This window comes from Paracoccus sp. NFXS7 (assembly GCF_040148865.1).
In the GTDB taxonomy this organism is placed as follows: Bacteria; Pseudomonadota; Alphaproteobacteria; order Rhodobacterales; family Rhodobacteraceae; genus Paracoccus; species Paracoccus marcusii.
Genome location: NZ_JAKEKV010000001.1, coordinates 83,696 through 104,776, shown reverse-complemented (window position 1 = coordinate 104,776; position 21,081 = coordinate 83,696). Strand labels below are relative to the sequence as shown.

Below are 21,081 nucleotides of genomic sequence, written 5' to 3'. Positions count from 1 at the left end.
GTTCCTCTTCTACTGGGGGATTCGGACTTCGAAGATCGCGTCCATCTGTTCATCGGTCACACCAAGAGCTGCAGCCGCGAGAACGATGACCGGGTTCACGCGGCTGATGACATTGTCGCTGCGCCACTTGATGCGGGCGACCATCTGCGCCTCCGGAGGAAAGACCTCCGGCGGCAAGGCATCCAGCGCTGCCTGGATGGTGGGAGGTATGATGCCCCCGGCCGCGATCTCGGCATCCTCGGCCGGCATCATGCCGGCCATCGCCATCCGGATCAGGAGCTCGCTGCGGTCCATGCTGGTGACGGCCCGGGCAGCATACAGGGCGGCCTGCATGTCCGCCGGCGTCCGGGGGTCGATCCATTCATGCGTTCCGGAATCGAACCGCGCCCACGGGTTGGGACGCGCGGGATAAGGCGTGATTGCACCGTCCACGACATAGTAGAGCGACGGGTCGGCCTGGCCTTCCAGCATTGCCTCGCCGTCGTCCAGTGGCTGGTCCATGATCGGATCGGGTGAAAATCCGGAGAACGTGATCTCTCCCGTCGCTACGACATATTTCAGGAAGTAGATCATCACTGAATCCCCAGCACTGTCATCGATCCTTGTGCCTCCAGCCTGAGGCCGCCCCATCCCTGCCATTGCAGGACCACGCTGTTGTTCCCTGCCAAGCCCTGTCCGAAGGCGTTACCGCTCGGGAAGTCGGCTGGTAGACCGTTTGCCTCCTTCTGCTCGATGATGTTGCCGTTGAGCCTGATCCGCAGACCGTAGGCACCAAAGCCGCCCTCGTAGTAGTAGTGGCGTATGGCCCAGCTGACGGCGATTGGCGCGGGCCGGAACAGCGGAACGTTGAGCGTCAGCAAGTTTCGCCAGTTGCCCTCGCCGGCGCTTGAGACGATTGCCCCTTTCCCACCGACAGGTACCACGACGGCGTTCCCGGCGATCTGCAGCGTGCCGATCTCTGCATTGCCGATCGCCACGTTAGCCGCAGCCAGGCTGCTGAAGCGCCCGTTAAGCGCTCGCATGGTGTCGGCCGTAATCATGTCCGCGACCACACCACCCTGAACGATCAGGTTGGCCGCATCCATGTTGCGCAATTCGGGGAAGCCGAACCATGCGCCGCCGGCAGTTGCGCCTGTCTGGGCCGGAGAGTTCGCCAGCTCGAGCGCCATCCACGCGCAGCCGGCCGGAACCACCGCCTCGATCGTGGCCATGGCTGCTGTCGTGCCGATGAACCCGGATCCAGCAATAGCTGTTGGCGAGCCGATGCTTTGGGCCTCCGTCTCGAAGAAGAAGACCCGGACACCAGCTGTCCGGCCAGCGACGAGTGCACGGACTGGAACCTCGATCTTGATCCGATTGCCGGCCTTGACGTGAACCTTGCGGGAAATGACCCGCGCATAAGCCGTAGTCGAGGCGTTGATCTGCAGGATCCGCTCGCCGCCCCAGAACGCGGTACCGGTGCCGGTGTCGGCCGCCGCCACCGTCCCCAAGCTTGCACCCGACGAGAGCCCCAGCCACGCTGGCAGACGCTTGTAGAGCGGATCATGGACCAGCGTGGGAACGCCCACCACCGCTAGCTTGTCGGCATAGACCGAACCCTCAAGCAGGATATCGTCCGCATCCAATCGCGCGATCGAGGTGGGCCGAACCCCGGAGCCATCGGATGCGATCAAGTCGAGGATCGAGGCTGCACCGCCAGCCTGGACGCGGACGCCGTAGACCGACGACGCATTGCCCTCCAGATCGGCAATCGCGCTCCCCTGGGCTGTGATCTTGGCACTGGTTCCTCCGGCGCTGACTTCCAGCTGATCCAGCAGGACGCCAAAGGCCGTTCCGTCCAGAGCGTTCAGATCCAGTCCCTTGATACTGGTGATCTCTCCAGTCAGTTCGCCGCGGACCCCTTCAGATGCCGTAATGTCGTCGATGCGGATCGAGGCGACGTCGATCGTGCGATCGGGCGTCGTCGACGCGTTCGAGAACACTCCGATCCGCAGCCACACCTCGTCCGCCAGTGCGGCCGGCACGACGAAGTCCACGCTGATCGTCTGAAACTGCCCGCCGATGGTAGGCCTGATGATCATGTTGGTGCCAAAGACACGCGACGACGTGAAGTCGGACCGCAAGGCGACGAACAGGGCGCGCAGTCGATCCGTCGTACCAGCGATCGTCGCCACCTTGACCGTCAGTCTGATGACCTTGCCGGTGGTGTACTCGGTGACACCCTTCGACACGATATGGATGTTGGAGGATTGCCCCAACGGGATTCGAGCTACCGGACCCACGGCAGGGCTGGTGTAGAACTGCATAACGGAGGCCAACCCACCGATGGTTTCCGGACTGCCTGCAAGCGAGTTCGTCCAGAACTCTCCGTTGTTGAGCATGTCCGATGGTAGCAACCGACCGGCAAGGCTGTTCGCCCGCGCCGTCAAGGTGCCGACGGAGGCTACCCGTGCCGTCTGCTCGTCGAGGATCGCCTGTGCGTTCTGCGCGATTGAAGCCTCAAGCGAGGCTGCGGCCGAGTAGTCCTCCAGACGCACGCGGAAGAACCGCATGGTCCCGCCAGCCGTCACCAGGAACGCAGGGGCCCATTCGCCTGTCTCGACGTTGACGGTGAACTGGCGGTCGATCTGCTGCCAGCCACCCGTGATCGGTTCGGACTGAGCGATGGTCGCACCGCCGGCGTCGACGATCGCGGCGCGGGCAGTGGCTCCCGCACTCACGAAGATCCACCCCCTGATGCGGAACGTGGTCCCGTTCAGGCTGGCACCGGTATAGGTCGGACCTTCGAACGCACCGGGTGCGTTGACGACGATGCTGCGCCCGGTCTGCCCGGGCGGTACCGACGTCGCACTCGTCGGCGTGGAAGCGGCGCCGATGCCGGCCCACGACCCGATGGACGGACCGTCTCCATCCGTCTTGCGGATGTAGCTGCTGTTGCTGACCGACAGCTCGATCAGATCGATACGCTGCTGGATCCCCTGATCGGCCGCCGTCAGATCTGTCAGCTTGCCGACGAACCCCTCGACGAGCGCGTCATGGTCCCTGCGAACGGCATCGGCGCGGCCGCGAGCATCGGCTGCGGCTTCCACGGCAGCGGGGATCAGCGCCAGCTCGCCCTGGATGCTCTCCCGCAGCTCCTCATCCCAGTCCTCCCAGCTGAACCCGACGTCGGATGTCGTTACGGGCCGCCAAGGCGACCATGCCCCCCGTGGCGTCAGGTCGGAGTACAGCCGCGCCTGGAATTCATAGGTGGTCGACCGCAGCACGTTGAAAGACCGCCACGCCTGTTCGGCGTTCCAGCCGCGTAGGGTATCAACCACCAGTTCGGTTTGACCCCGAACGCGAGCGCGAATTTGAATGCTGGTGATACCTACCTGATCACCGACATAAGTCGCTAGCACGTCGGGGCGGCGCGCAGTGCCCGACTCGTCGGGAATGCTAGACGGGGCCACATTGAAGCCGTCAGAGGTCTGCACGAACGGGCGCGGGTTCACCGGCGGAGTGATGACGATCGGCCGCTCGAAGTCGCTCGACCAATCGTAATCGCTCGGATCGACCTCGCGCAGGGAGACGAGGACATTCATGCCGGGCGTCTTGGTGACGCTTTCGACCACGAAGAGCTTGTTGATGTAGCCGTTCCGTTCACTGGTCCAGCTGACCATGTCGATGCCCGGCTCCAATGCATAAGCATCCGGTGCCAAATAGAACTGATGGATTCGTGTCCTACGGAAATCCCGCATCTGGGATCGCATCAGACGCTGCACCTGGCGGCCGAATGGGACGGCTCCATAGCTCATGGATGTCGGTAGATAACGCCCGCCATCATCCTCACGTGCCGCCGTATCGATGTATTCCGGCGCGTCTTTCGTTGCCCATTTTTCGCCACGTTCGGGATAGGACGCAGTGATGGCGTTAAACGTGTCGCTGGCCGGATAGAACGGGCTGAAGCTCTGACCCTCGGTGGTCAGGATGTCGCCGTCGGTGAATGAGAACACGGCCGCGCCAGGCAGATCGACAATGGGCTTCAGCCGCCCGCCAACTTCAGCGAATTTCATGTTCGCGGATCTGCCGATCTCATCGAGAACCGATGCGGGCTCCATATCCACGGAGATCTCCAGCCCGCAGCGATAGCGCGGCTCCGTAGCGCCGGAGGCGAGCGTTACGAGCTGATCGCATGCGTTGGCAGCTGCGGTCCATTCTGCGATGGGCAGGCGCCAAGCGGGCAGGTTCTTTCCGCCATAGACCCACTCGGTACCGAAGTAGATCCCACGCGCGATGTTGTACGCAATGACGGCCGGGTTCCTCGTCGGGCGGTGGGTGGACCGATCACCCCATCGCTGATCACCAGATCCCCCAACGGTGCTGTCGAAGCGCCAGTCGTAGAGGGGGAGGGGCGTCGGCTCCACCAAGAAATCCGGATAGCTGGTGAGGGTCTCGTCGTCATAAAGCGACGTGACGATCGCATAGGACTTCCCGCGTCCGATATGCGCGGCCGTCCAGGGATAATCCGGATCATTGCCGAACAGGTTGATCAGCGTCTGGTCGGCCGCCATCTGCGTGCCGTCCAGCCAACGGACCCAGATACGCGTCGCGCCATCGCGGTTATAGTTCCGCAGGCGGTAGCCGACATTCGCAATGCCGCCGAGCGTTTCCATTCCATCGGCCAGGCGGATGTTGCCCCGCTCGTCGTTGATCCAGAGGCCGTCCATGCCCTGCGGAAGCGCAGAGTACTCGAGAACCTCCGTGATGAAGCGTGTGTTGTCGCCCCAGTTGCCGACATATTTCCGCTTCCCCGCGGTCGCCGACTCCCCGACGACGAAAGACAAGGGAAGATTGTCGCCCACCTTGACTTCAACGCTGACGTCAGCGCCGGGCAGCTTCGGCCTGTAGAGCGCCCCGGCAATTGCATTCAGCGCGATGCCGCCAACAAAATTGAGGGCAGCCGCAGCGGTGGCCGCGGTCACGGCAAACGTGCTGCTCACCCATGCGACAGCGGCAGGAATAAATCCGGCGTGCGCCGGGCCAGCCGAAAAGACCGCCAGGGCGGTTACGATAACAAGCAGCTTTTTCATGCGTTCAGCCGACCTTGAATGCCCGGATCAGGTCCGCTCGTGGGCGGCGTCCATGGCCTTGTTCCGTCATCACCACCAGGCCGGAGGCGTCGATCATGCACAGGGCCTCGTCCAGCGGACCCTCAGCCGCCACAATGCCGATGTCCCCTACGTTGGCGAATGCTGGGAGAACCTCCGGCAGGCGTGCCCCTACGAAGGCCGAGAGGCTGTCGGCCCCCGCCTCCCGTAGAACCCGCATCGCGCTGCGCGGACCGTCATACGTGCCACGATAGCCCTCTGACAGGTCCACACCTGTCAGCGCCTCCACGATGCCGGCAGCGAACCCGATCGCGCAGTCGTGCTGGCCCCATGCGAAAGGGTCGCGGCGCTGGCGGTCCATCTCGGCAGCGAGGCGGGCGCGCCAGTCGTCGAGGCGGCGAAGCTCGGTCATGCTTATCAATCCTTCCGCCATTGGGTTTTCTTGGCCCCGATGGAGCCTGAGTATTCGCTGAACCGATCACCGGCCTGCCGGCGCTTCTGATGGCTGTCGGACGACTTTGCCGGGTTCGGCGCCAGCAGCTGCGTCATCAGCTCGGATCTCACGATCAGACCGATGCTGCCGTCGCCGCCGACTTCAGGCGTTCCGATCTGCAGGTCATCAACGATACCGATGAACTGCAGCTGGGGAACGCTGGCGAAAACGCCGCCGACCCGGCTCGTCACATGGATCTCGCAATAGGCGAGGCGCACGTCATAGCCGCGGACGAGCTGCTGCGCCGCGTCGGCAATCTGGCTCATGCTGACCGTGACTGGCTCGTCGGTCAAATCAGCAACCAGCTTGATCTCGGTCACTGCAAGGTTGACGCCGCCTAGATATGGGCGGGTTGCCAAGCCGCCCATGGGGGTCTGGACACTCTGGGCAATGTCCTCATCTCCAGTCCAGAGACCCATGGTTTCAGTCGCGCCGGTAGTCCGGTTGCGTGCCTCGATCCAGACAAAGCAGACCGGGGCAATTCCGGCATCTCGCGAAGCCTGCAAGGACGTGATGAAGTTGAGGTCAAGGTTTTGCATGAGATGCCTTCGGATAGTGAAACGCCGGGACTCGACTCGTGTCCCGGCGGATTGCATCGTTGCTGCTTAGAAGCGGACAAGAAGGGACGAGCGACATGGCAGACAACGAGAAGCTGGACCTCATCGACGGAGACGAAGTCAGGCTCATTTATCGCGGAAACGGTTCATACAGCGTGCAACTGATGCGCCAGCCCCGATCTGGTACCAACGTGACGCTGTTGAACGGTGCCAGGTCGGCACCTGTTGCGGACGTGTTGGATTACCTCAAACAAGCGCTCTAATCAGCGGCCAGCAAGAGTTCATGGCTTCTGAAGAATGGTGATGGCGGCGTTGTCGCCCCACCGCCCCCGGAAGTTAGCGAATGGGGTGAAGTCCGTGACCATCGCTTTGAAGTGCGGGCGTACCAGCTCGATCCTTGACCCCACTGTGACCCCAAAGGGAAGGTACGGCCGGATCTCGCGCGCTGCGATGTTCCCGGCTCCGTTGGCCACGCCGCCCTCAACAAACTGACCGAAGTAGTATCGCCCGGACGAGTGCGCGATCGACAGGTAGTCGCCAACGCTCAGGTTGAAAGCTACCGGCAGGCCAGACACCCCGATGGCGCCGCGATCCGCGCGGATGCTGCTGACCGTAACCCCGCCAAGACCCGATATGACCCCCGAGGCGGGTCCCGTGTAATGGCGGTCAGACCATAGGAACGTCTTTGACATCCCGTCCAAGCCATAGACCTTCGCGTTGATCTCGCGGGCCAGGGCGGGCTGTGTCGAGAACAGTTCAAGCGTCGCGCCCCACAGCGGCAGCGCAAGCTGCGCCGACCACATCCGGCCATCGCCGCTGCCGGACCGCTCGTCGTATCGCTGCAGGGCTAGCGCGACCCGCTCAGTCAGCAGGCACTGGTCAAGAAAGCCCAGGTCATAGGGAAAGGATAGGGCCATCAGCGCTGCCTTGGTTTAGCATTGATGCGCTGTACCTTGCCGGGCAGCGCCTTTGCCTGCGCGACCTGCGCCTGCTGCGTGATCTGGATGCTCTGACCCATGGCCTGCTCCAGGATGCGGGCCTGCAGGTCAGGCGAGAGGTCGACCATCAGGACGCTCTGTCCGCCTGCGCCTTGACCGCGCGTGTGGTCGAGAACCGTCTCGTTCGGATGCAGGATGCCCAATTGGCCGCCCTTGCCGTCAATGCCGCCGGAGCGTGGTCCTGACCAAGTGAAACCACCACCGTCCCATGAGCCGACTGGATTGAGGCCAGCCCCTCGAAGGCCATTGGAAAGCGCGTCGCCACCGCTGAAGACGTTGCCGATCAGCGCGAATGGGTTGAACCCACCACCACCGCCGCTGAATTGGCCTGCGATGGCGCTGCGGATGCCGCTGTTCAGGATGTCTGCCGCAATGCCCTTCAGAACCTGCGCCAGCCCCTCCCGAAGGCTCTCACCTGCCAAAAGCGCGCCAGCCATCGCGTTGGCGATCCCGTCGATCGCCTGGTCAAACTGGGCCTGAGCAGCCTCGGCCTTTTCCAACTCCGCCGTCAGCATCCCAAATTTGGCAGCCTGCCTCTCGATCTGAGCGGACATTTCATCGTTTACGGGGATGCCACGGCGCTTTGCCTCGTCCAGCGCCTCCCATCGGGCGCGCGCAGTCGCGATCTCTTGGTTCGATTTGCCGATCAGGGAGATCTGGCGTTCAAGGCCAACAATGTCCTTTTCGACATCCGCAAATAGCGGCTCCTCATCATTATTCTTGGTTGCTGCCTTTGCACTCTTTTTACTCCCGCTGCCTCGACCAGTTCGGGATCTGGAGGCAGCCCGGGCCCGCTCAGCCGCCTCTTCAGCGAGCCGCTGCAGGTTCTCGTATCTGAAGTCCTGCTGCTCCTGCAGGTCCAAACCGCCCGCACGGCGTGTGATATCGGCACCGTCGCCGAACCGGTTCAGATCGGGGCCAATGGCACCCGGCATCGACTGTGCAACACCAATTGCCGTGCGCAGAGCTGCAGCCATCGCCAGCGCGCTGGCCGTCGCACTATCAATAGAGCCAGGAAGCTGATCGACCGTGGCAACAACGCCGCCGGCTGCGACGTCCGCGGCTTCGAGCGCGGTCGCCAGCTCAAGGCCGGCCAGAGATCCTTCTGATGCAGCCTTGGCGGCGGCGTTCAGTTCTCCGTTTGCGTATTGAGCCGACTCGGCTGCCTCATTGAGGAAGGCCGCCAAGGATTGCATGGCGGCAGCCTGGTCCTGCACGGTCTTGGCTGCAGCCTGATCGGCGAGGATGCCTTGCAGCTCGCGGGCCTGGTCGATGCTCAGACCGAACTGATCTTTAAGGGCATCGGCGATCGTAAGGAGCCCGCTGCTGCTGTCGCCGAACTGAGAGATCTCGCCATCCGCCAGCGCGATGTAGCTGCTGAGGTCTTCGAACGTCGCGGCGATGGCGGCCCCGTTGGCCGCAAGGGCTGCACCTGCCTCGATCTTGGCAATCTGGGCAAGCTGCGCAAGGAGACCTTGGGCGGCGACCGCTGCGGTTCCGTACTTCTGGATCAGCTCGTCGGTCGGCGTATTGGCAGCCTCTGCAGCCGACGTGTAGTCACTGATTGCGCCTTCCAAGGCCTTGACCTTGTCCTCGAGGCTATCGGCCTCCTTGCCCATTCCAAGGAACGCGTTCGCCAGCGGAAAAGCGACCGCGGCGACGAGGCCCAGCACTGCGCCCATTGGGCCAAACGCTCCGAGCAGCTGCGGAGCCTGCTGGCCGGCAGCCTGCATTGCCGAGGTTCCGGCACCGACCTGCACGGCGAAATCGCCGAACTGGTATCCAGCCTGCTGGATTTGGGGACCGAAACGCCGAAAGTTCGCCACGACCGGACCAGTCGTTCTGGTCAGTGCCGTCGTTCCCATATGGGCCCGTTGCATGCCTCGGGCCATCTGGTCCGCACCTGCCACGATCGAGGCAAATGCACGCTGAAACTGCGCGGCAGCATCGCTGACCTTGGCTGTGTACTGGGTTTGCGTGATCGCCCCGACGTCCAGGGCGCGGTCCAGCCGCTTCACCTCTGCCTCATAGGTGCTGGCGGCACGATAGACCGGATCATAAGCTTTGCTCAGCCGGTCCAGCTCACGGGCGTGGGCCCGGGCGGCCGAGGTGTCGGTTATCCGTCCGGTAGCGTCCTGGAAGGCCTTCTGGGCCTCTTCCCCGCGTTTGCGGAACTGGGCCACCACCTTGTTCGTCTCGCGAACCAGCTGGGCATCGGAGAAGCCTGCCGAAATCAGAAGATCAGGTTCTTCAGCCATCACACTCCCTCGATACCCAACTCTCGCATGCGTTCGATCGACATCGACTGCTCATTGGACGGCGGCTGCCATCCGTTTGCCCGGCCAAAGCCCTCGAGACTGGCCATGAACTGCCATGGCGTCATCCCGCCCACCTGGACGGGCGTGAACCCCATCGCGGCGCCTAGTCCGTAATAGGTGCTGAATTTCCAGCGGCCGTTTTTTCGTCTTCCGGTGTCGGCTCCACCGGCAAAGGCTCCCCCACCGGATCGTCCGCCGGGCCATAGAGGCAAAGAGCCAGGACCTCGGCAGCGGGGACCTTAAAGCTAATCAGCGGGTGCATCTCGAACGCATTGCGGACCAGCTTTAGAGCCTCGATCGGTGGCATGCCGCCCCCGATCAGACCATTGCGGATGATCTCGAATAGGTCAGCAGCTTTCCACTGCGCGGCATTGATTCGGTGCAGCAGGAACTCCGGACCGTAGTCGGTCTTCTGCTGGATTGTTTCCAGCTCGGCGAGCGCCAGCCGGAAAGCATGCTCCCCGCCCGGCCAGCGAATGATTTGCGTGTTCATCAGGATGCGTTCGTGAATTCGATGCCATCCTCGAAGCGGATGTTGAGAGTCGTGGTGACCACCGCGCCGTCATCGGTGCTGCCGATGTTTTCCAGGTTCAGCGTCGGCAACATGCCCATGCCATCAATGTACTCGACCTCGCCGTTTGCGGCCGGAATGATGTGGAAGCGGATCGGCAGGATCAGTTGACCGTGGGCCCAACGGAGCAGGCGGTCGCGGTTCGATCGTGCCAACTGGGCGTTGACCGTTGCATTGACCGTCTGCGCCCCGAAAGCGGCGATTGTCTTCGTGGGCAAATTCCAGTCTTCGCAGTCGCCTACGCGCGTCTCGCTGACGGCGTTTTCGATGTTCAGGCTGATCGAGGTGGCACCGCAGAAGTTGATGAAGGTCGTGGGAGCCTGAAACGCGACCATCATCACGATGTCACCGCGCTTATGCAGAACGGGAAGTGCCATATCACTTGTCCTTGGATTGTGCGGCCTTGGCCGGGGCTTTGTTGGTGGAATGACGGACCGCGGCGCCAGCCTCTACGGCCTTTGCGATGACCCATTCAGGTTGGGTCTGCGGATCTTCCAAGGCATTGACCCTTATGGAGATGCCCTTCTTGGTGTCGGTTGCGTCGAAACGACGACTGAAGACGGCCTTAGCCATTGCGCCAAGCCTTTCTGATTGCTGCGCGAACGCGATTGCGAATGTCGTTGCGATAGGCGGCCCGCATCTTTTTCCACGACGGATAAAAGAAAGGCCGAGCGGGGGTGCCTGGGTGGGAACCACCCTGGTCTTGACGCTTTCCCCGATCGACCGAGGCATTGCGAGCCAGTGAATGCGGACGGGTGCCGAACTCCACGAACCGGGCGTAGAATGCATCTTTGCTACCCGCATAGATTTTCAGGCGCAGTGTCGCATACTGATCACCCTGTCTCGGGCCAGCCCGGATCTCGTCGATCATGAAGGAACCGGCCGGAATTTCGCCCCACGTCCAGCCAATGCTCGCCTGAAGCGCCCCGGTGTCACCCCGTTTTGCAAGGCTGCGCATCATGGCGCAGATCTCCTCTGCACCTTCTTCCATCGCAACCCGAGCTGCCTGAACGGCCACATCCGGTATTTGCTTTAGCTTGGCGACGATGCGAGGGTTAAGCTCAGCCATTTAGCCCCCGGAGATTTAGCATGCAGAGAACCGTTTATCGTCAGAGTTTCACGGCGGTTGGTTGGATCGGACTTGCACTAGCGGTCATCTGCCCAATGGTCCTGAGCGCCCTATGGTCGTCGAAAATGAGTGCAACTCTCCCGTTTCAGGAGCCCTCAAGCTTCCTGATGACCCTTGTCGCAACGGGGTGCATTCTTGGACCAATCCTGGTGGTGGTCGGACGTGAATACTATGCCGTGTTGGGGAAGAGCGTCGAACCTGCAGCACCACCGAAGCCTGGGTCGTGGTAATCTCAAGATAATTCAGGATCGTTTTCGATCCGCACCTCCATCTGGATGATCCCGTGCACGTCGCCACTGGGATCGTCCATCACCCGGACTAGCGACACCTGCGCCGGGTGCATGGTCAGCGCGGTGGTGTCAGACCAGCCCTGAATCGCCGCGGCGATGTCGTCGGTCAGATCCTCGCAGGCCCCCTTGCTGTCCTGGCTGTGCCAGAGATCGATCTGCAGCGTCATCGTGCGCGCCTTGACGCAGGTCACGCTGGTGTCGTTCCAATAGGACGGGCCCATGGTCACGTAGGGATATGCGGTGCTGTCAATCGCCTGGTCGAAGACCTGACCAGCCAGCGCTGCGACCTGATCCTCGATACGGGCGATGACCAGCTGGCGAAGACGGCGACCGGCCCTCATTTGCGTTGGCCCTCGACCTGAAAGACGACGAACGCATTATCCTGCGACCGATGTGGGTTGCCCTTGACCTCGTAGATCGTGTCGTCGGTCTCAACGCGCCAGAGCGACGACAGGCGGCGGGACAGGGCGGTGGCCCGCACGGCGATGGTGGCGGGATCTCTTGCCTCCATCCGGGCTTGCTGGAACGCCTCGCTGCCGGGGCGATGCTGTATGTTCGCCCACACCGTGCCCCGGTTCGTCCAGCCCTGGATGACCTTGCCGTCAGCGTCCTTGCTGGGCTGCGGCTCCAGGAGCGTGATCCGCCGGTTCAGCTGGCCCGTCTTCATACGCGCCACACCTTGAACGGCGAGATCATCACGTCGACCTCCGGCGGGAAGCCGGGCCCCTCGCTGAGGCCGCCGCGCTGGTTGTAGAAGAAGTCCACGAGCATCAGTGCCGCCACCTTGACGGCAGCCGGAACCGCTGACACCTCGCCGAACCCCGCTGTGAACAGGATCTGCACCGCCCGGCCGGGCGCGTGGCCGAAATTGACGGCAAGCCCATCATGGCAAAGATCGAACGGGACCGGCTCGGGAATGGTGCCCGGATAGGTGACCGTCACGTTGCTGATGTCGGGAAACGGCATCCGGACGGTCCGGCAGGGGCGGGCGAGGTCCATCCGCCACTGCTGATTGACAATGCAGCGGCGAAGAATGCCGCGATACCCGTCAAGGTAGGATATCGCGGCATCGATCGCACGTTCGAGAACGGCATTCTCCTCCTGGTCATTCTCGACGCGGCATTGGCTGCGCGCCTCGTCCAGCGTGATGAAGGGCGCCGGTGGCGTGACCAGGGTGAGATGCATCAGGCCGACGCGTCCTTGCCGTAGACGGAGGTGTCGAGGCCCTGACCTGCGAAGTCGTCGTCCTGCGGTTTGGCGCGCTTGGCGTCGTTCCAGTCGACGGCATTCTGCACGCTGGTCGTGCCAGCGCGCGGGTTGGCGTCGACGCTCTCATGGGCCAGATCCACCGCGCCCAGAATTTCCGGCTCGATGATCACCCCCGAGGGGTTCTCCAGCTCAGTTGCCGGTGCCGGATCGGCAGGGGCATCCACCAGGACTGCGGTGTCGACAGCGGTCGCCTGTGCCTGCTCGGCAGAGCTGGCGGCGGTCTGCTCGTTGGCATCGGTGGCGGCCTGGTCGGGTTTCTTCGCCATGGTCATGGCTCCTGTGTTTCAGAGAGGGGAAGGCCCGGCCCAGAGGGGCCGGACGGGGGCTTAGGCGGCCGCCATGCGCATGGCGCGCAGCGCCTGCGGATCCAGCAGGCCGCCACCGACGCGCTTCGTGGTGTAGAAATGCACGAAGGGCTTGTTGGTGTAGGGATCGCGCAGGACGCGGACGCCGGTGCGATCGACGATCAGGTAGCCACGGCGGAAGTCGCCGAAGGCGATGGGCACCGCGCCGGCGGCGACGTTGGGCATCGCGGCCATCTCGGTCACCGGATAGGCCAGCAGGGTCTGCGGCTGGCCGGCGCTGAAGGACGGCTGCCACAGGTAGTTGCCGTCGCCGTCCTTCAGCTTGCGGATCCGCGCGAGCGACGTGCGGTTCAGCACGAAGCGGGCGTTCTGCGACAGTGCGCCCGGCAGGTCGTAGACCATGTCGATCAGCTCGTCGCTGGTGATGGCGGTGGCCGAGGCCGTGGTCTGGGTTTTGATCGCGCCGAAGGGATGCGCGGCGGCATTGGCCGCGCCCTCGACATAGGTCAGGACGCCATTGGGCTTGTTGACACCGTTACCGGCGACGAAGGCCAAGCCCTCCTGGTACGCAAACTCGGCCTCGACCTCGTTGGCGATCCAGTCCTCCAGGTTCACCGCCGCGTCGTCCAGCATCTGCTGCGTGGCCGCCGGGTTGGCATAAAGCTCGCCCGTGGCATAGGTCAGCTGGGCGAACTCGGGGGTGTTGGTCTGAGGCCGCGGAGCGGTCTCGCCAACCCAGCCCGAGCCCATCCCGCGCTGATTGAACAGCTTGCGGAACCCGGCCGTCGAGATAGTCTGGATCGAGGCGATCTGGCGCATGGGCGACACTTCGACCAGGCGGTCGGTGATCGTGCGGTCCCATTCGACGGGTGCCAGATAACCGCCTTCCTCGGCCGCGCCCTTGTTCAGCGCCGCCTGGACATCGCCCTTGCGGAAGTGCGCGCTGAAGGCGCCGCTGTATTCCGGATCGGTCGGGTTGCCGTCGGTGCCCGGCCCGCCCATCTGCAGGGCGGCCATCTGTGTCGCCTGCTGATCCAGTGCGGACTGCAAGGTGCCGATGCGATCCTCTAGCTTGGTCATCGCGGCCGCACGGACGACATCTTCCTGGCCCTTCTTCAGGGCCTTCACCTCGGCTTCGTTCTCCGACTTGAAGGCTTCCCAAGCCTGGTTCAGGGCCGCCATCATCTGTTTGGGGTCGCCGGACGCGTCAGCGCGCACAGCGAGGATCCCGCGCGTCAGCAGCGCGGTAGGGATATGCTTGGTCATGTGATTCCTCACTTCTTGAGCGTGTTGATCATCGACTGCAGCAATGCAGCCGTCTCGGCGTCAGCGCCCGGCGTGACGTGGGTGGCAGCGCCAGACGTGCCCCCCGTGATCTCGGCCAGAAGCGCGCGGCGTTCCGACCGGGAAACATTCTGCTTGGCCAGGATCGTGTCCACGCGGCGCAGGGCATTCGTGCCCGCGTCCTAGCGCTCCTCGACGTCGGCTGTCAGCATTGTATCGGCGAGCCCCGCGGCAATGGCGTCCTCGCCATTGAACCATGTCTCGCCGTCCATCCATTCCGCGGCCTTCTCGCGCTCGACGCCGGCCTTGGCGGCGTAGACAGCCGCCATCGCGCTGTCGAAAGGCTCCATGGTCTCGGCAGCGGCACGCATGTCGTGACGATTGCCCACGGCCACGACCCAGGCATTGTGCACCATCAGGAAGCCCGCGCGTCCGATCTGGACTTCGTCCCCCGCCATGGCGATGACCGAAGCGGCGGAAGCCGCAAGACCCAGGATGCGCACGGTGATGTGGCGCGAGTCCTGCCGCAGCAGGTTGTAGATGGCCACGCCCTCGAAGAAGTCGCCGCCCGGGCTGTTGATGTCCACCACGACACGGTCGGCCTTGATCGACCGCAGGGCCGCGCCGATCCGCTTTGCGGTCACCCCGTCGCCGGTCCAGTGATCCTCGCCGATCATGTCCAGGATGCTGATGACGTTGTCGCGGTCGGCATCGGCCGCCTGGATGTTCGACTGCCACTTGTCCATCATCTGCGGCGACGGTTCATAGGCCTGAACCTGCGCCGGGCGCGATGCCTTGATCTCAGGTGCTGCGCGTTGGGTCACTGTTCCCATCCTTTCGTGTGATCGGGCCGGGCAGATCGTCGCGTGCCGGCAGGTCCAGCCAACCGCGGACCTCGTCTTGGTGCAGGAATGACTGCTGATTGTTGACGCTGAGCCCCTTGGCGAAGAACTCGGCCTGGTCCTTCATGCTGCCGCGCAGGAGAGCGGCAGCATTGAACTTGGCGTAGTATCCGTCCTGTTCCCGCTCGCTCAGCAGGCAGCGCCAGATCGCCTGCTCCCACGCCTCGAACCACGGGTTGAGGCCGTAGCGGACGAACATTTGGCCCAGGACATCAATACCCGATCCCCAGGACGTGTCATCGACCATCAGCAGCGGACGCGGGACACCGAAGGTGCGTGCGACCTCTTCCACCTGGTGCCCGCGCATCTCCAGATGCTGGCTGCCTTGGGCGGTCTGAGTGAATGGCTTGGGCTCCATTCCCTCTTCGGCGATGATCCAGCGGTGGGCGTTCTCGGACCCCTCGCGTTCCTCCATGCTGGCCAGCAAGCGATCGTAGGCTTCCTGCGACAGCTTCTTGTTCAGCGGCATGACCATGGCACCGCCCACCATCATGCCGTTCCGGAAGAGGCGCGCAGCAGCCTTCTCGGCCTGCAGCGCCAGACCGATGGCCTCAGCGGCCTGCTTGACCAGCGAGCGGCCCCGGATGCCATCGGTCGTAAAGCCGCGCAGGTGAAAGATGTCACCGGCAGGCAGCGTGCGCTCACCGCCGGACTTAGGGCTGAACCTGTAGACGACGGAGAAGTCGTCCTTCTGCTCGACCCTCATACGCCGCGGATCGACTGGCAACAGACCAATCACCTGGTCACCACGCTTCACCTTCACCGCGAAGGCATCGCCCTCGGTCAGCGCCCAGGTCTGCATCAGCTGGCGAAACTCGAACGCCGTCTGCCAGTCGTTCGGCTTGCGGTGCAGGACCCGGAACAACGGGTGGTCCGTAGCCTTCTCCAGATCGTCGCCCTGCCGATGGAGGTGCAGGGGCAGCATGGCGATCGAATAGGACAGGAGCGAAACGCACCGGAACACGGCGGTGTTCTTCAGGGCTTGCTCGGCAGTGATGACCGCGCCGCTTTGCGTCATGCCGCCCCCGCGCAGCATCTGCACCAGCTCGGGATCGTTCATGCTCTCGAACAGGCCGCCTTCAGCGCAGGCCTGCACCCGGGTGCCAGGCGTCGCGGCGGAGGTTGGCGTGCCACCGCCCAGTGATCCCAGCCAGCTCAGGACGCCCATCAGGCGAACCTCAGCCCGCGGGTCTCATAGACTGAAGGCCCTGCAGCCTCGGGGTTGCCGAACATCAGCATCGCGGCGTTGAAGGTCGCCATCAGGGCGTCGATCTTCGCGCTTCCGGCGGCTTGCTTGGTCACGATGTAATTGCTCCCCTTGAGCTCTGTTTTGGCGTTGCCCACGGTCCACGCCATGAAGTCCGACGAGCCATGGATCAGCTTGCGATCCTTCAGGCGGCGCGGAAGGGTCAGGACCGCCGATTGCAGCTTCCAGCCCTGGCCGACACTGATCCAGCGTTCCTCGCCGAACCCTGCCTGGTCGAGGCCGTCCAGCAGTTCCGCAATGCCGGCAGCGTCCAGACCGATCGCCGGAGATTCAGTCGGCAGCAGTCCCTTCGCCTCCAGCTTCTCGATGACCTCGATCGCACCCGTCACGTCGTCGCCGACCTCCAGACAGATCGTGAGGTCTCCGGCTTCCTCGAAGTCGCGCAGCTTGGCATCGATGTCCTTGCGACGGTCAAACACCTCCTGGAATGCCCAGGCATGGGTCCAGAGCAGCCAGCGGCGTGTGACCTTCTCCCGGCCGAGAACCGCGACCGCGAACAGATCGTCGAGTCCGCCACCATCCACGCCCACGACGCAGACTTCCGACCGGCGCATCAGTTCCTCCAGCGTCAGCGTCTCGTCGCCGCAGTCTTCCCAGTGGTCGACACCGCGCCAGTTGTCGCCGCCGAGGCCGACACCAATCTCGATGTTCAGATGCTGGCTGGCCCAGATCTGTTCGGCCTCCTTCGAGACCTTGCCGTTGTTGTCGTAATCCTCCTCCAGCGCCTGTTCGCTGATCGACAGGCCGAGGTTCGGCAGAAGCATTCCCCAGTTGGACCGGTCGCGCCAGAAGGTCTCGTCCTTCTGCTGTTCCTCCGGATACTCGTAGAGGATCGGCAGCATGATGGGCTTCGGTCCGGCCTTTCCGTCACGAATGGCACGGGCCTTCTTCAGCTCGGCCTTCCAGATGCCCGTGGGCATCTCGTCAGATTGCGTCGTGATCATCAGCACCTTGCCACGCTGCATTGTGATGCCGCCGCCGCGGATCTGCTGCATGACCTTCAGCGCCTTGGCCTTCTTGCCCAGCTCGTGCAGCTCGTCGATGATCGTCAGCACCGGGATCTCGCCCGTCACGATCGTCGTGTCGAAGGTCTTAACGTCCAGCGAAGTGCCGGTCTTGCGCCGGGTGATCGTCTTCAGGTGGTCCTGTACCTTAAAGATAAGCTGCAGCTTCTCGTCCAGGGCGACCATGCCCTGCGCCTGCTCGAAGCACCGCTCCGAGATGTTCTGGCTGGGCCCGACCAGCAGCATCTGCCGATTGGGGGCCTCCTCCATGTAAAGGGCCGTCAGCGCCAGTGCCGCGACATAGGTCGACTTCGAGTTTTTCTTCGGGACCATGCAGAGCAGTTCCCAGACCAGCTCGCGCTGCGTCTCGGGATCCTCGCTCGCGAAGAACACGACCAGCAGTCTCTTGAACCAGTCGCCGCACGCGATCGACATCGGCGGGTTGCCCGAGATGTCCGGAAGCCGCAGCCGGTTGAAGAATGCCAGGACGCGCGCCGCCTTGCCCTCGTTGATGGGTACGTCCGCCATCGGCACGTCACCCGCCTGTAGCTTCTCCCACCAGTCGGGGCAGGCGAAGCGTGGCAGGACCTCAGTGGCGGACATTCCGTTTGGTCTCCAGGTCCAGTTCGGCCGTCAGCGCCGCGTCGGCATCGAGGGCCAGCTTCTCGTCCATGCCCTTCTTGCCCAGCTTCTCTCGCGGCGCGGCTGGCTCCGGGCTTTTGTCCTTGCCCGCGTACTTGCGTTCGGCTTCCATGAGGTCGAACTTCTCCAGCAGACGATCGACCTGGCGCATGGCGCCGACGTTGCCGGACTGGGCCGCGGTCATCGCCAGCTCCAGCCGGCGCGCGTCGAGCATGTCGCGCGCCACCGGGCGCACCTTCAGCTCGTGAAAAAAATTGCGGCGAAAAGTCGGCAGGGACATCTGCAGGATCGAGGCGATCCGTTCGTTGTTCCAGCCGACTGCCAGCAACATCTTGACCTTGTTGCGTTCTTCCTGCGTGGCCTCCTTCTTGGGGCGTCCAGGCTTGCCGGACTTGGCATCCACAGGGTTGCCGAAGAGGTCAAAAATCGCATCCATCAGAAAAAAATCTCCGCATGAGGGGGACGCGGGTCCGGGCCAAACCGGCCCCCCGACTTTCGACCCACCCCCCCCCTGCGGGACGTCGGCGCGGATCAGGCGGGCGGGTCGCCGACCCCGACCATCACGGGCGGGTGGACGGTGCCGAGGACGCGCAGGTGCACCGATGCTCCGGCATTCAGGCGTGCCAGCTTTTCATCGGTGGGTTGCCATGCCGTCACCATGGCAGTCGTGCCCTCGCCATTCACCGTGCAGTTCATGACCTCATCACGCAGCGGCAGGCCGAGGTAGCCTTGCGACTTGCCGATGACGCGAGTGACGCCCTCAATCGTTCCGATAAGCATCGCGGCGCTCCTCTCGCTGTTTGTCTCGGTTGTGGCAGGTGGCGCACATGCACTGGACATTGGTGCGATTAAAGAACATGTCACGATCCCCGCGATGCGCCTTGATGTGGTCACCGACCAGCTGCGCGCTTTCGAAGACCCGCTTGCACCGGACGCAGGTGAAATTGGCTGCGACCAGCACATCCCAACGGATGGTCTGCCACGCTGCCGTCTTGTACCACTTGCGCCAAGTATCAATCCGGTCACGCGACCGGATAGGTGCACCGACGCTGGCGCCTCGTTGCTTCATCTGCTGCCCGCGCTGTGCAAGCTGCCTCATCCGTGCCATGAAAATTCCATCATCCGAAATCGTAAAGATGCCATAGTTTAGAGTTGCCGACATCGTTAAGCTGAGCCTTCCCAACTGGCACAGGTCATCAATGGAAATTATTAGTCAGATCCTAGGCGCGTTGAAGATTGGTGCGAAGGCCGCATTTACGGTGTTCTTTGCTTGCGCCCTTTGCCTTGCTGCTGCGTACTACAGAAGCGATATTTTCGTAGCCGTCGCGCCTTGGGTAATCCCGTCGATCCTATTGGGGGCCATCTTTTCATTCGCGCTTTGGGTCATTCCATTGTCCGTATGGATAGGTACGAAGGTTCTGGAAAAACTTCGGACACGGCTTGCCCTCTGGTCTGCACCTCGTCGACAGAAACGAATTGAGGCGCTCATCACGAGCTCCACTCCGGAGATCAAATACGTATTGCTCTACGCGGTTGCAAAGCAGACACAGTACGTGAACGCTCTTCCCTCGTCGCTAACAACCATCAAAATGGTAGAAATGGGGCTTATTGAGCAGCAAGGATGGCGAGACTCAGAGAATTTTAGAATACCCGATGAGGTATGGCGCGTCGCCTTGACCATCCAAGGGTTCTATCCTGAGAATCCGGGATCAATGCATCCACCCTGGACCACAGGTCTGCTAGGGGCCAGAGTGTTATCCCACATCCCCGCGAGGTTTAAAGACTAGAACGTCTTTGTCTGGAAACGACGTGCGCCCGCAAGGGATGATTCCTGCGGGCGCACGTCTGGATAATAGTGATTCAGTTCGCACAGAGCGCCATAAGCGGTCAAGAACTTTTTCGCGGTCGCAGGCCGATCATGGCATCCAGCGTCTCGCTCAGGGCCTGCAGGGCCGCCTTTGCGTTGCGCCCATTGTCCTGCCATGAAAAGCGGACCAGCACTTGCTTCAGTGTCAGACCCTTCACGCAGACACCGTCGATCAAGTCGCGGGCCGTGAAGGTCTCAGGCGCGCGTTCGCCAGGCGCCAGATCCCGCTTGCGCTGAGAGGGACGAATACGGCGCAACACCATCACCGGACCAATGCCGATACGGCGCCGCAGGCCCTCTAGTTCGGCGGACAGGGCTAGGCGGCGATCCATCCAGTCGCGTGCATCATTGCCGCCAGCGCCGCCCTGCAAACTGGAAAGCTTCATTCCGTCAGCGGCCAGGTATTCCACAAGGGCGTGATACCGACGACCAACGGCGATCTGACCGGGCATCAGAGGCGCTGGCTGGTTACGGCGCGCTGCGGCCGCAAGCATAGCATCGAAGACATCAGCCCGGCGGATAGCCTGGCGCCCGCCATAGCCCCGGTGGACGGCCTTGACGTCATCGCTGCCCACTGGCAGCAGCTCGACGTTCTGAACCAGCACGAAGCCGCCACGGGCCGGGGCAGGGGCGATGTCGGGGCCGCAGGCCTCAGGAATAGCCCCGGCGTCCTTCACGGCCCTCAGGCGCAATGCAGCAGCACGTCCGGCCTCCTGGGCCTTCAGTCTGGCGGACAGCCCTGCGGGAAGGTGGTTTTGATCCTCGGCGAGCTTTGCGATCAACATTTTGCGTCCCTTCTCAGTCATTTGTCTATCCGTTGTTTTTTGTCTTTAGGGATTGGGCTTGATGGGCTTAGCAGAGATTGAAGAGGGCTTGAGATGAGAGGGTGTTTGATAGGGCCTGATCCAATGAAATCATGGGCTTGAGTGGTGAATTTGGGCCTGACGGGCTTGATGGGCTCGAAAGTTCGACCCATGCACAAGGCAGGCTTTCCCCCCGACCCCGTTTGGAAGACGCGCGCACGTGGGCGAGATTTTCAGGCCCGTCAGGCCCTCAGGCCCAAAAACACAACCTAACCCTTTGAAGGCATTGAAG

24 protein-coding genes are annotated in these 21,081 nt (G+C 62.9%); 1 reads left to right on the top strand and 23 read right to left on the bottom strand.

Going from position 1 to position 21,081, the window contains the following annotated elements:
• Nucleotides 1-9: 9 nt before the first annotated feature.
• The 4 genes from LZ686_RS00550 to LZ686_RS00535 are packed head-to-tail and all read right to left on the bottom strand — an operon-like array spanning nt 10 to nt 6,122.
• A complete protein-coding gene (locus tag LZ686_RS00550; protein ID WP_349546668.1) occupies nt 10-573 on the bottom strand; it encodes a hypothetical protein in 564 nt (187 codons plus the stop codon).
• Nucleotides 573-5,072, bottom strand: a complete 4,500-nt coding sequence (locus tag LZ686_RS00545) for a phage tail protein (protein WP_349546667.1) — start codon at nt 5,070-5,072, stop codon at nt 573-575. The genes LZ686_RS00550 and LZ686_RS00545 overlap by 1 nt, the downstream gene beginning before the upstream one ends.
• A gap of 4 nt (nt 5,073-5,076) precedes the next feature.
• Complete coding sequence (locus LZ686_RS00540; RefSeq protein WP_349546666.1) at nt 5,077-5,502, bottom strand: DUF6950 family protein; 426 nt, start codon at nt 5,500-5,502, stop codon at nt 5,077-5,079.
• Between the two features lie 5 nt (nt 5,503-5,507).
• Nucleotides 5,508-6,122, bottom strand: coding sequence for a hypothetical protein (locus LZ686_RS00535; protein ID WP_349546665.1), 615 nt, complete (start codon nt 6,120-6,122; stop codon nt 5,508-5,510).
• A gap of 95 nt (nt 6,123-6,217) precedes the next feature.
• Between LZ686_RS00535 and LZ686_RS00530 the strand changes: the two genes are divergently transcribed.
• Nucleotides 6,218-6,403 (top strand): hypothetical protein, encoded by a 186-nt coding sequence (locus LZ686_RS00530; protein WP_349546664.1) that lies wholly within the window; start codon nt 6,218-6,220, stop codon nt 6,401-6,403.
• 18 nt (nt 6,404-6,421) lie between these two features.
• Here LZ686_RS00530 and LZ686_RS00525 read toward each other — a convergent pair whose 3' ends face one another.
• The 19 genes from LZ686_RS00525 to LZ686_RS00435 form a co-directional block, all read right to left on the bottom strand.
• A complete protein-coding gene (locus tag LZ686_RS00525) occupies nt 6,422-7,057 on the bottom strand; it encodes a hypothetical protein (RefSeq protein WP_349546663.1) in 636 nt (211 codons plus the stop codon).
• Complete coding sequence (locus LZ686_RS00520) at nt 7,057-9,396, bottom strand: hypothetical protein (protein ID WP_349546662.1); 2,340 nt, start codon at nt 9,394-9,396, stop codon at nt 7,057-7,059. Before LZ686_RS00520 ends, LZ686_RS00525 begins: the two co-directional genes overlap by 1 nt.
• A gap of 163 nt (nt 9,397-9,559) precedes the next feature.
• Nucleotides 9,560-9,949: a gene transfer agent family protein gene (locus LZ686_RS00515; protein ID WP_349546661.1), complete on the bottom strand. Its 390-nt coding sequence runs from the start codon at nt 9,947-9,949 to the stop codon at nt 9,560-9,562.
• On the bottom strand, nt 9,949-10,404 hold the full coding sequence (locus tag LZ686_RS00510) for a hypothetical protein (protein WP_349546660.1): 456 nt from the start codon (nt 10,402-10,404) through the stop codon (nt 9,949-9,951). The genes LZ686_RS00515 and LZ686_RS00510 overlap by 1 nt, the downstream gene beginning before the upstream one ends.
• Before the next feature lies 1 nt (nt 10,405).
• Entirely contained in the window at nt 10,406-10,600 is a 195-nt protein-coding gene (locus LZ686_RS00505) for a hypothetical protein (RefSeq protein WP_349546659.1), read from the bottom strand.
• Nucleotides 10,593-11,096: an HK97-gp10 family putative phage morphogenesis protein gene (locus tag LZ686_RS00500; RefSeq protein WP_349546658.1), complete on the bottom strand. Its 504-nt coding sequence runs from the start codon at nt 11,094-11,096 to the stop codon at nt 10,593-10,595. Before LZ686_RS00500 ends, LZ686_RS00505 begins: the two co-directional genes overlap by 8 nt.
• Before the next feature lie 292 nt (nt 11,097-11,388).
• Nucleotides 11,389-11,787, bottom strand: coding sequence for a DUF3168 domain-containing protein (locus LZ686_RS00495; RefSeq protein ID WP_349546656.1), 399 nt, complete (start codon nt 11,785-11,787; stop codon nt 11,389-11,391).
• Nucleotides 11,784-12,113, bottom strand: coding sequence for a phage head closure protein (locus tag LZ686_RS00490; RefSeq protein WP_349546654.1), 330 nt, complete (start codon nt 12,111-12,113; stop codon nt 11,784-11,786). Before LZ686_RS00490 ends, LZ686_RS00495 begins: the two co-directional genes overlap by 4 nt.
• The gene (locus LZ686_RS00485; protein ID WP_349546653.1) at nt 12,110-12,631 is read right to left on the bottom strand and encodes a phage head-tail connector protein; all 522 of its coding nucleotides are present in this window, start codon (nt 12,629-12,631) and stop codon (nt 12,110-12,112) included. The genes LZ686_RS00490 and LZ686_RS00485 overlap by 4 nt, the downstream gene beginning before the upstream one ends.
• Complete coding sequence (locus LZ686_RS00480) at nt 12,631-12,987, bottom strand: hypothetical protein (protein WP_349546652.1); 357 nt, start codon at nt 12,985-12,987, stop codon at nt 12,631-12,633. Before LZ686_RS00480 ends, LZ686_RS00485 begins: the two co-directional genes overlap by 1 nt.
• Nucleotides 12,988-13,041: 54 nt before the next feature.
• Complete coding sequence (locus LZ686_RS00475) at nt 13,042-14,286, bottom strand: phage major capsid protein (RefSeq protein ID WP_349546651.1); 1,245 nt, start codon at nt 14,284-14,286, stop codon at nt 13,042-13,044.
• A gap of 8 nt (nt 14,287-14,294) precedes the next feature.
• Nucleotides 14,295-14,459, bottom strand: a complete 165-nt coding sequence (locus LZ686_RS00470; protein ID WP_349546650.1) for a hypothetical protein — start codon at nt 14,457-14,459, stop codon at nt 14,295-14,297.
• 27 nt (nt 14,460-14,486) lie between these two features.
• Nucleotides 14,487-15,128 carry a head maturation protease, ClpP-related gene (locus tag LZ686_RS00465; protein WP_349546649.1) on the bottom strand — a complete coding sequence of 214 codons (642 nt, stop codon included), beginning with the start codon at nt 15,126-15,128 and terminating at the stop codon, nt 14,487-14,489.
• Nucleotides 15,106-16,374: a phage portal protein gene (locus tag LZ686_RS00460; protein WP_349546648.1), complete on the bottom strand. Its 1,269-nt coding sequence runs from the start codon at nt 16,372-16,374 to the stop codon at nt 15,106-15,108. Before LZ686_RS00460 ends, LZ686_RS00465 begins: the two co-directional genes overlap by 23 nt.
• Complete coding sequence (locus tag LZ686_RS00455) at nt 16,374-18,080, bottom strand: terminase large subunit domain-containing protein (protein WP_349546647.1); 1,707 nt, start codon at nt 18,078-18,080, stop codon at nt 16,374-16,376. Before LZ686_RS00455 ends, LZ686_RS00460 begins: the two co-directional genes overlap by 1 nt.
• On the bottom strand, nt 18,067-18,555 hold the full coding sequence (locus LZ686_RS00450) for a hypothetical protein (RefSeq protein ID WP_349546646.1): 489 nt from the start codon (nt 18,553-18,555) through the stop codon (nt 18,067-18,069). Before LZ686_RS00450 ends, LZ686_RS00455 begins: the two co-directional genes overlap by 14 nt.
• A 95-nt stretch (nt 18,556-18,650) precedes the next feature.
• Nucleotides 18,651-18,899: a hypothetical protein gene (locus tag LZ686_RS00445; protein WP_349546645.1), complete on the bottom strand. Its 249-nt coding sequence runs from the start codon at nt 18,897-18,899 to the stop codon at nt 18,651-18,653.
• Nucleotides 18,880-19,227 carry an HNH endonuclease gene (locus LZ686_RS00440; RefSeq protein ID WP_349546644.1) on the bottom strand — a complete coding sequence of 116 codons (348 nt, stop codon included), beginning with the start codon at nt 19,225-19,227 and terminating at the stop codon, nt 18,880-18,882. The genes LZ686_RS00445 and LZ686_RS00440 overlap by 20 nt, the downstream gene beginning before the upstream one ends.
• Before the next feature lie 779 nt (nt 19,228-20,006).
• Nucleotides 20,007-20,771, bottom strand: a complete 765-nt coding sequence (locus LZ686_RS00435) for a hypothetical protein (RefSeq protein ID WP_349546643.1) — start codon at nt 20,769-20,771, stop codon at nt 20,007-20,009.
• Nucleotides 20,772-21,081 lie beyond the last annotated feature (310 nt).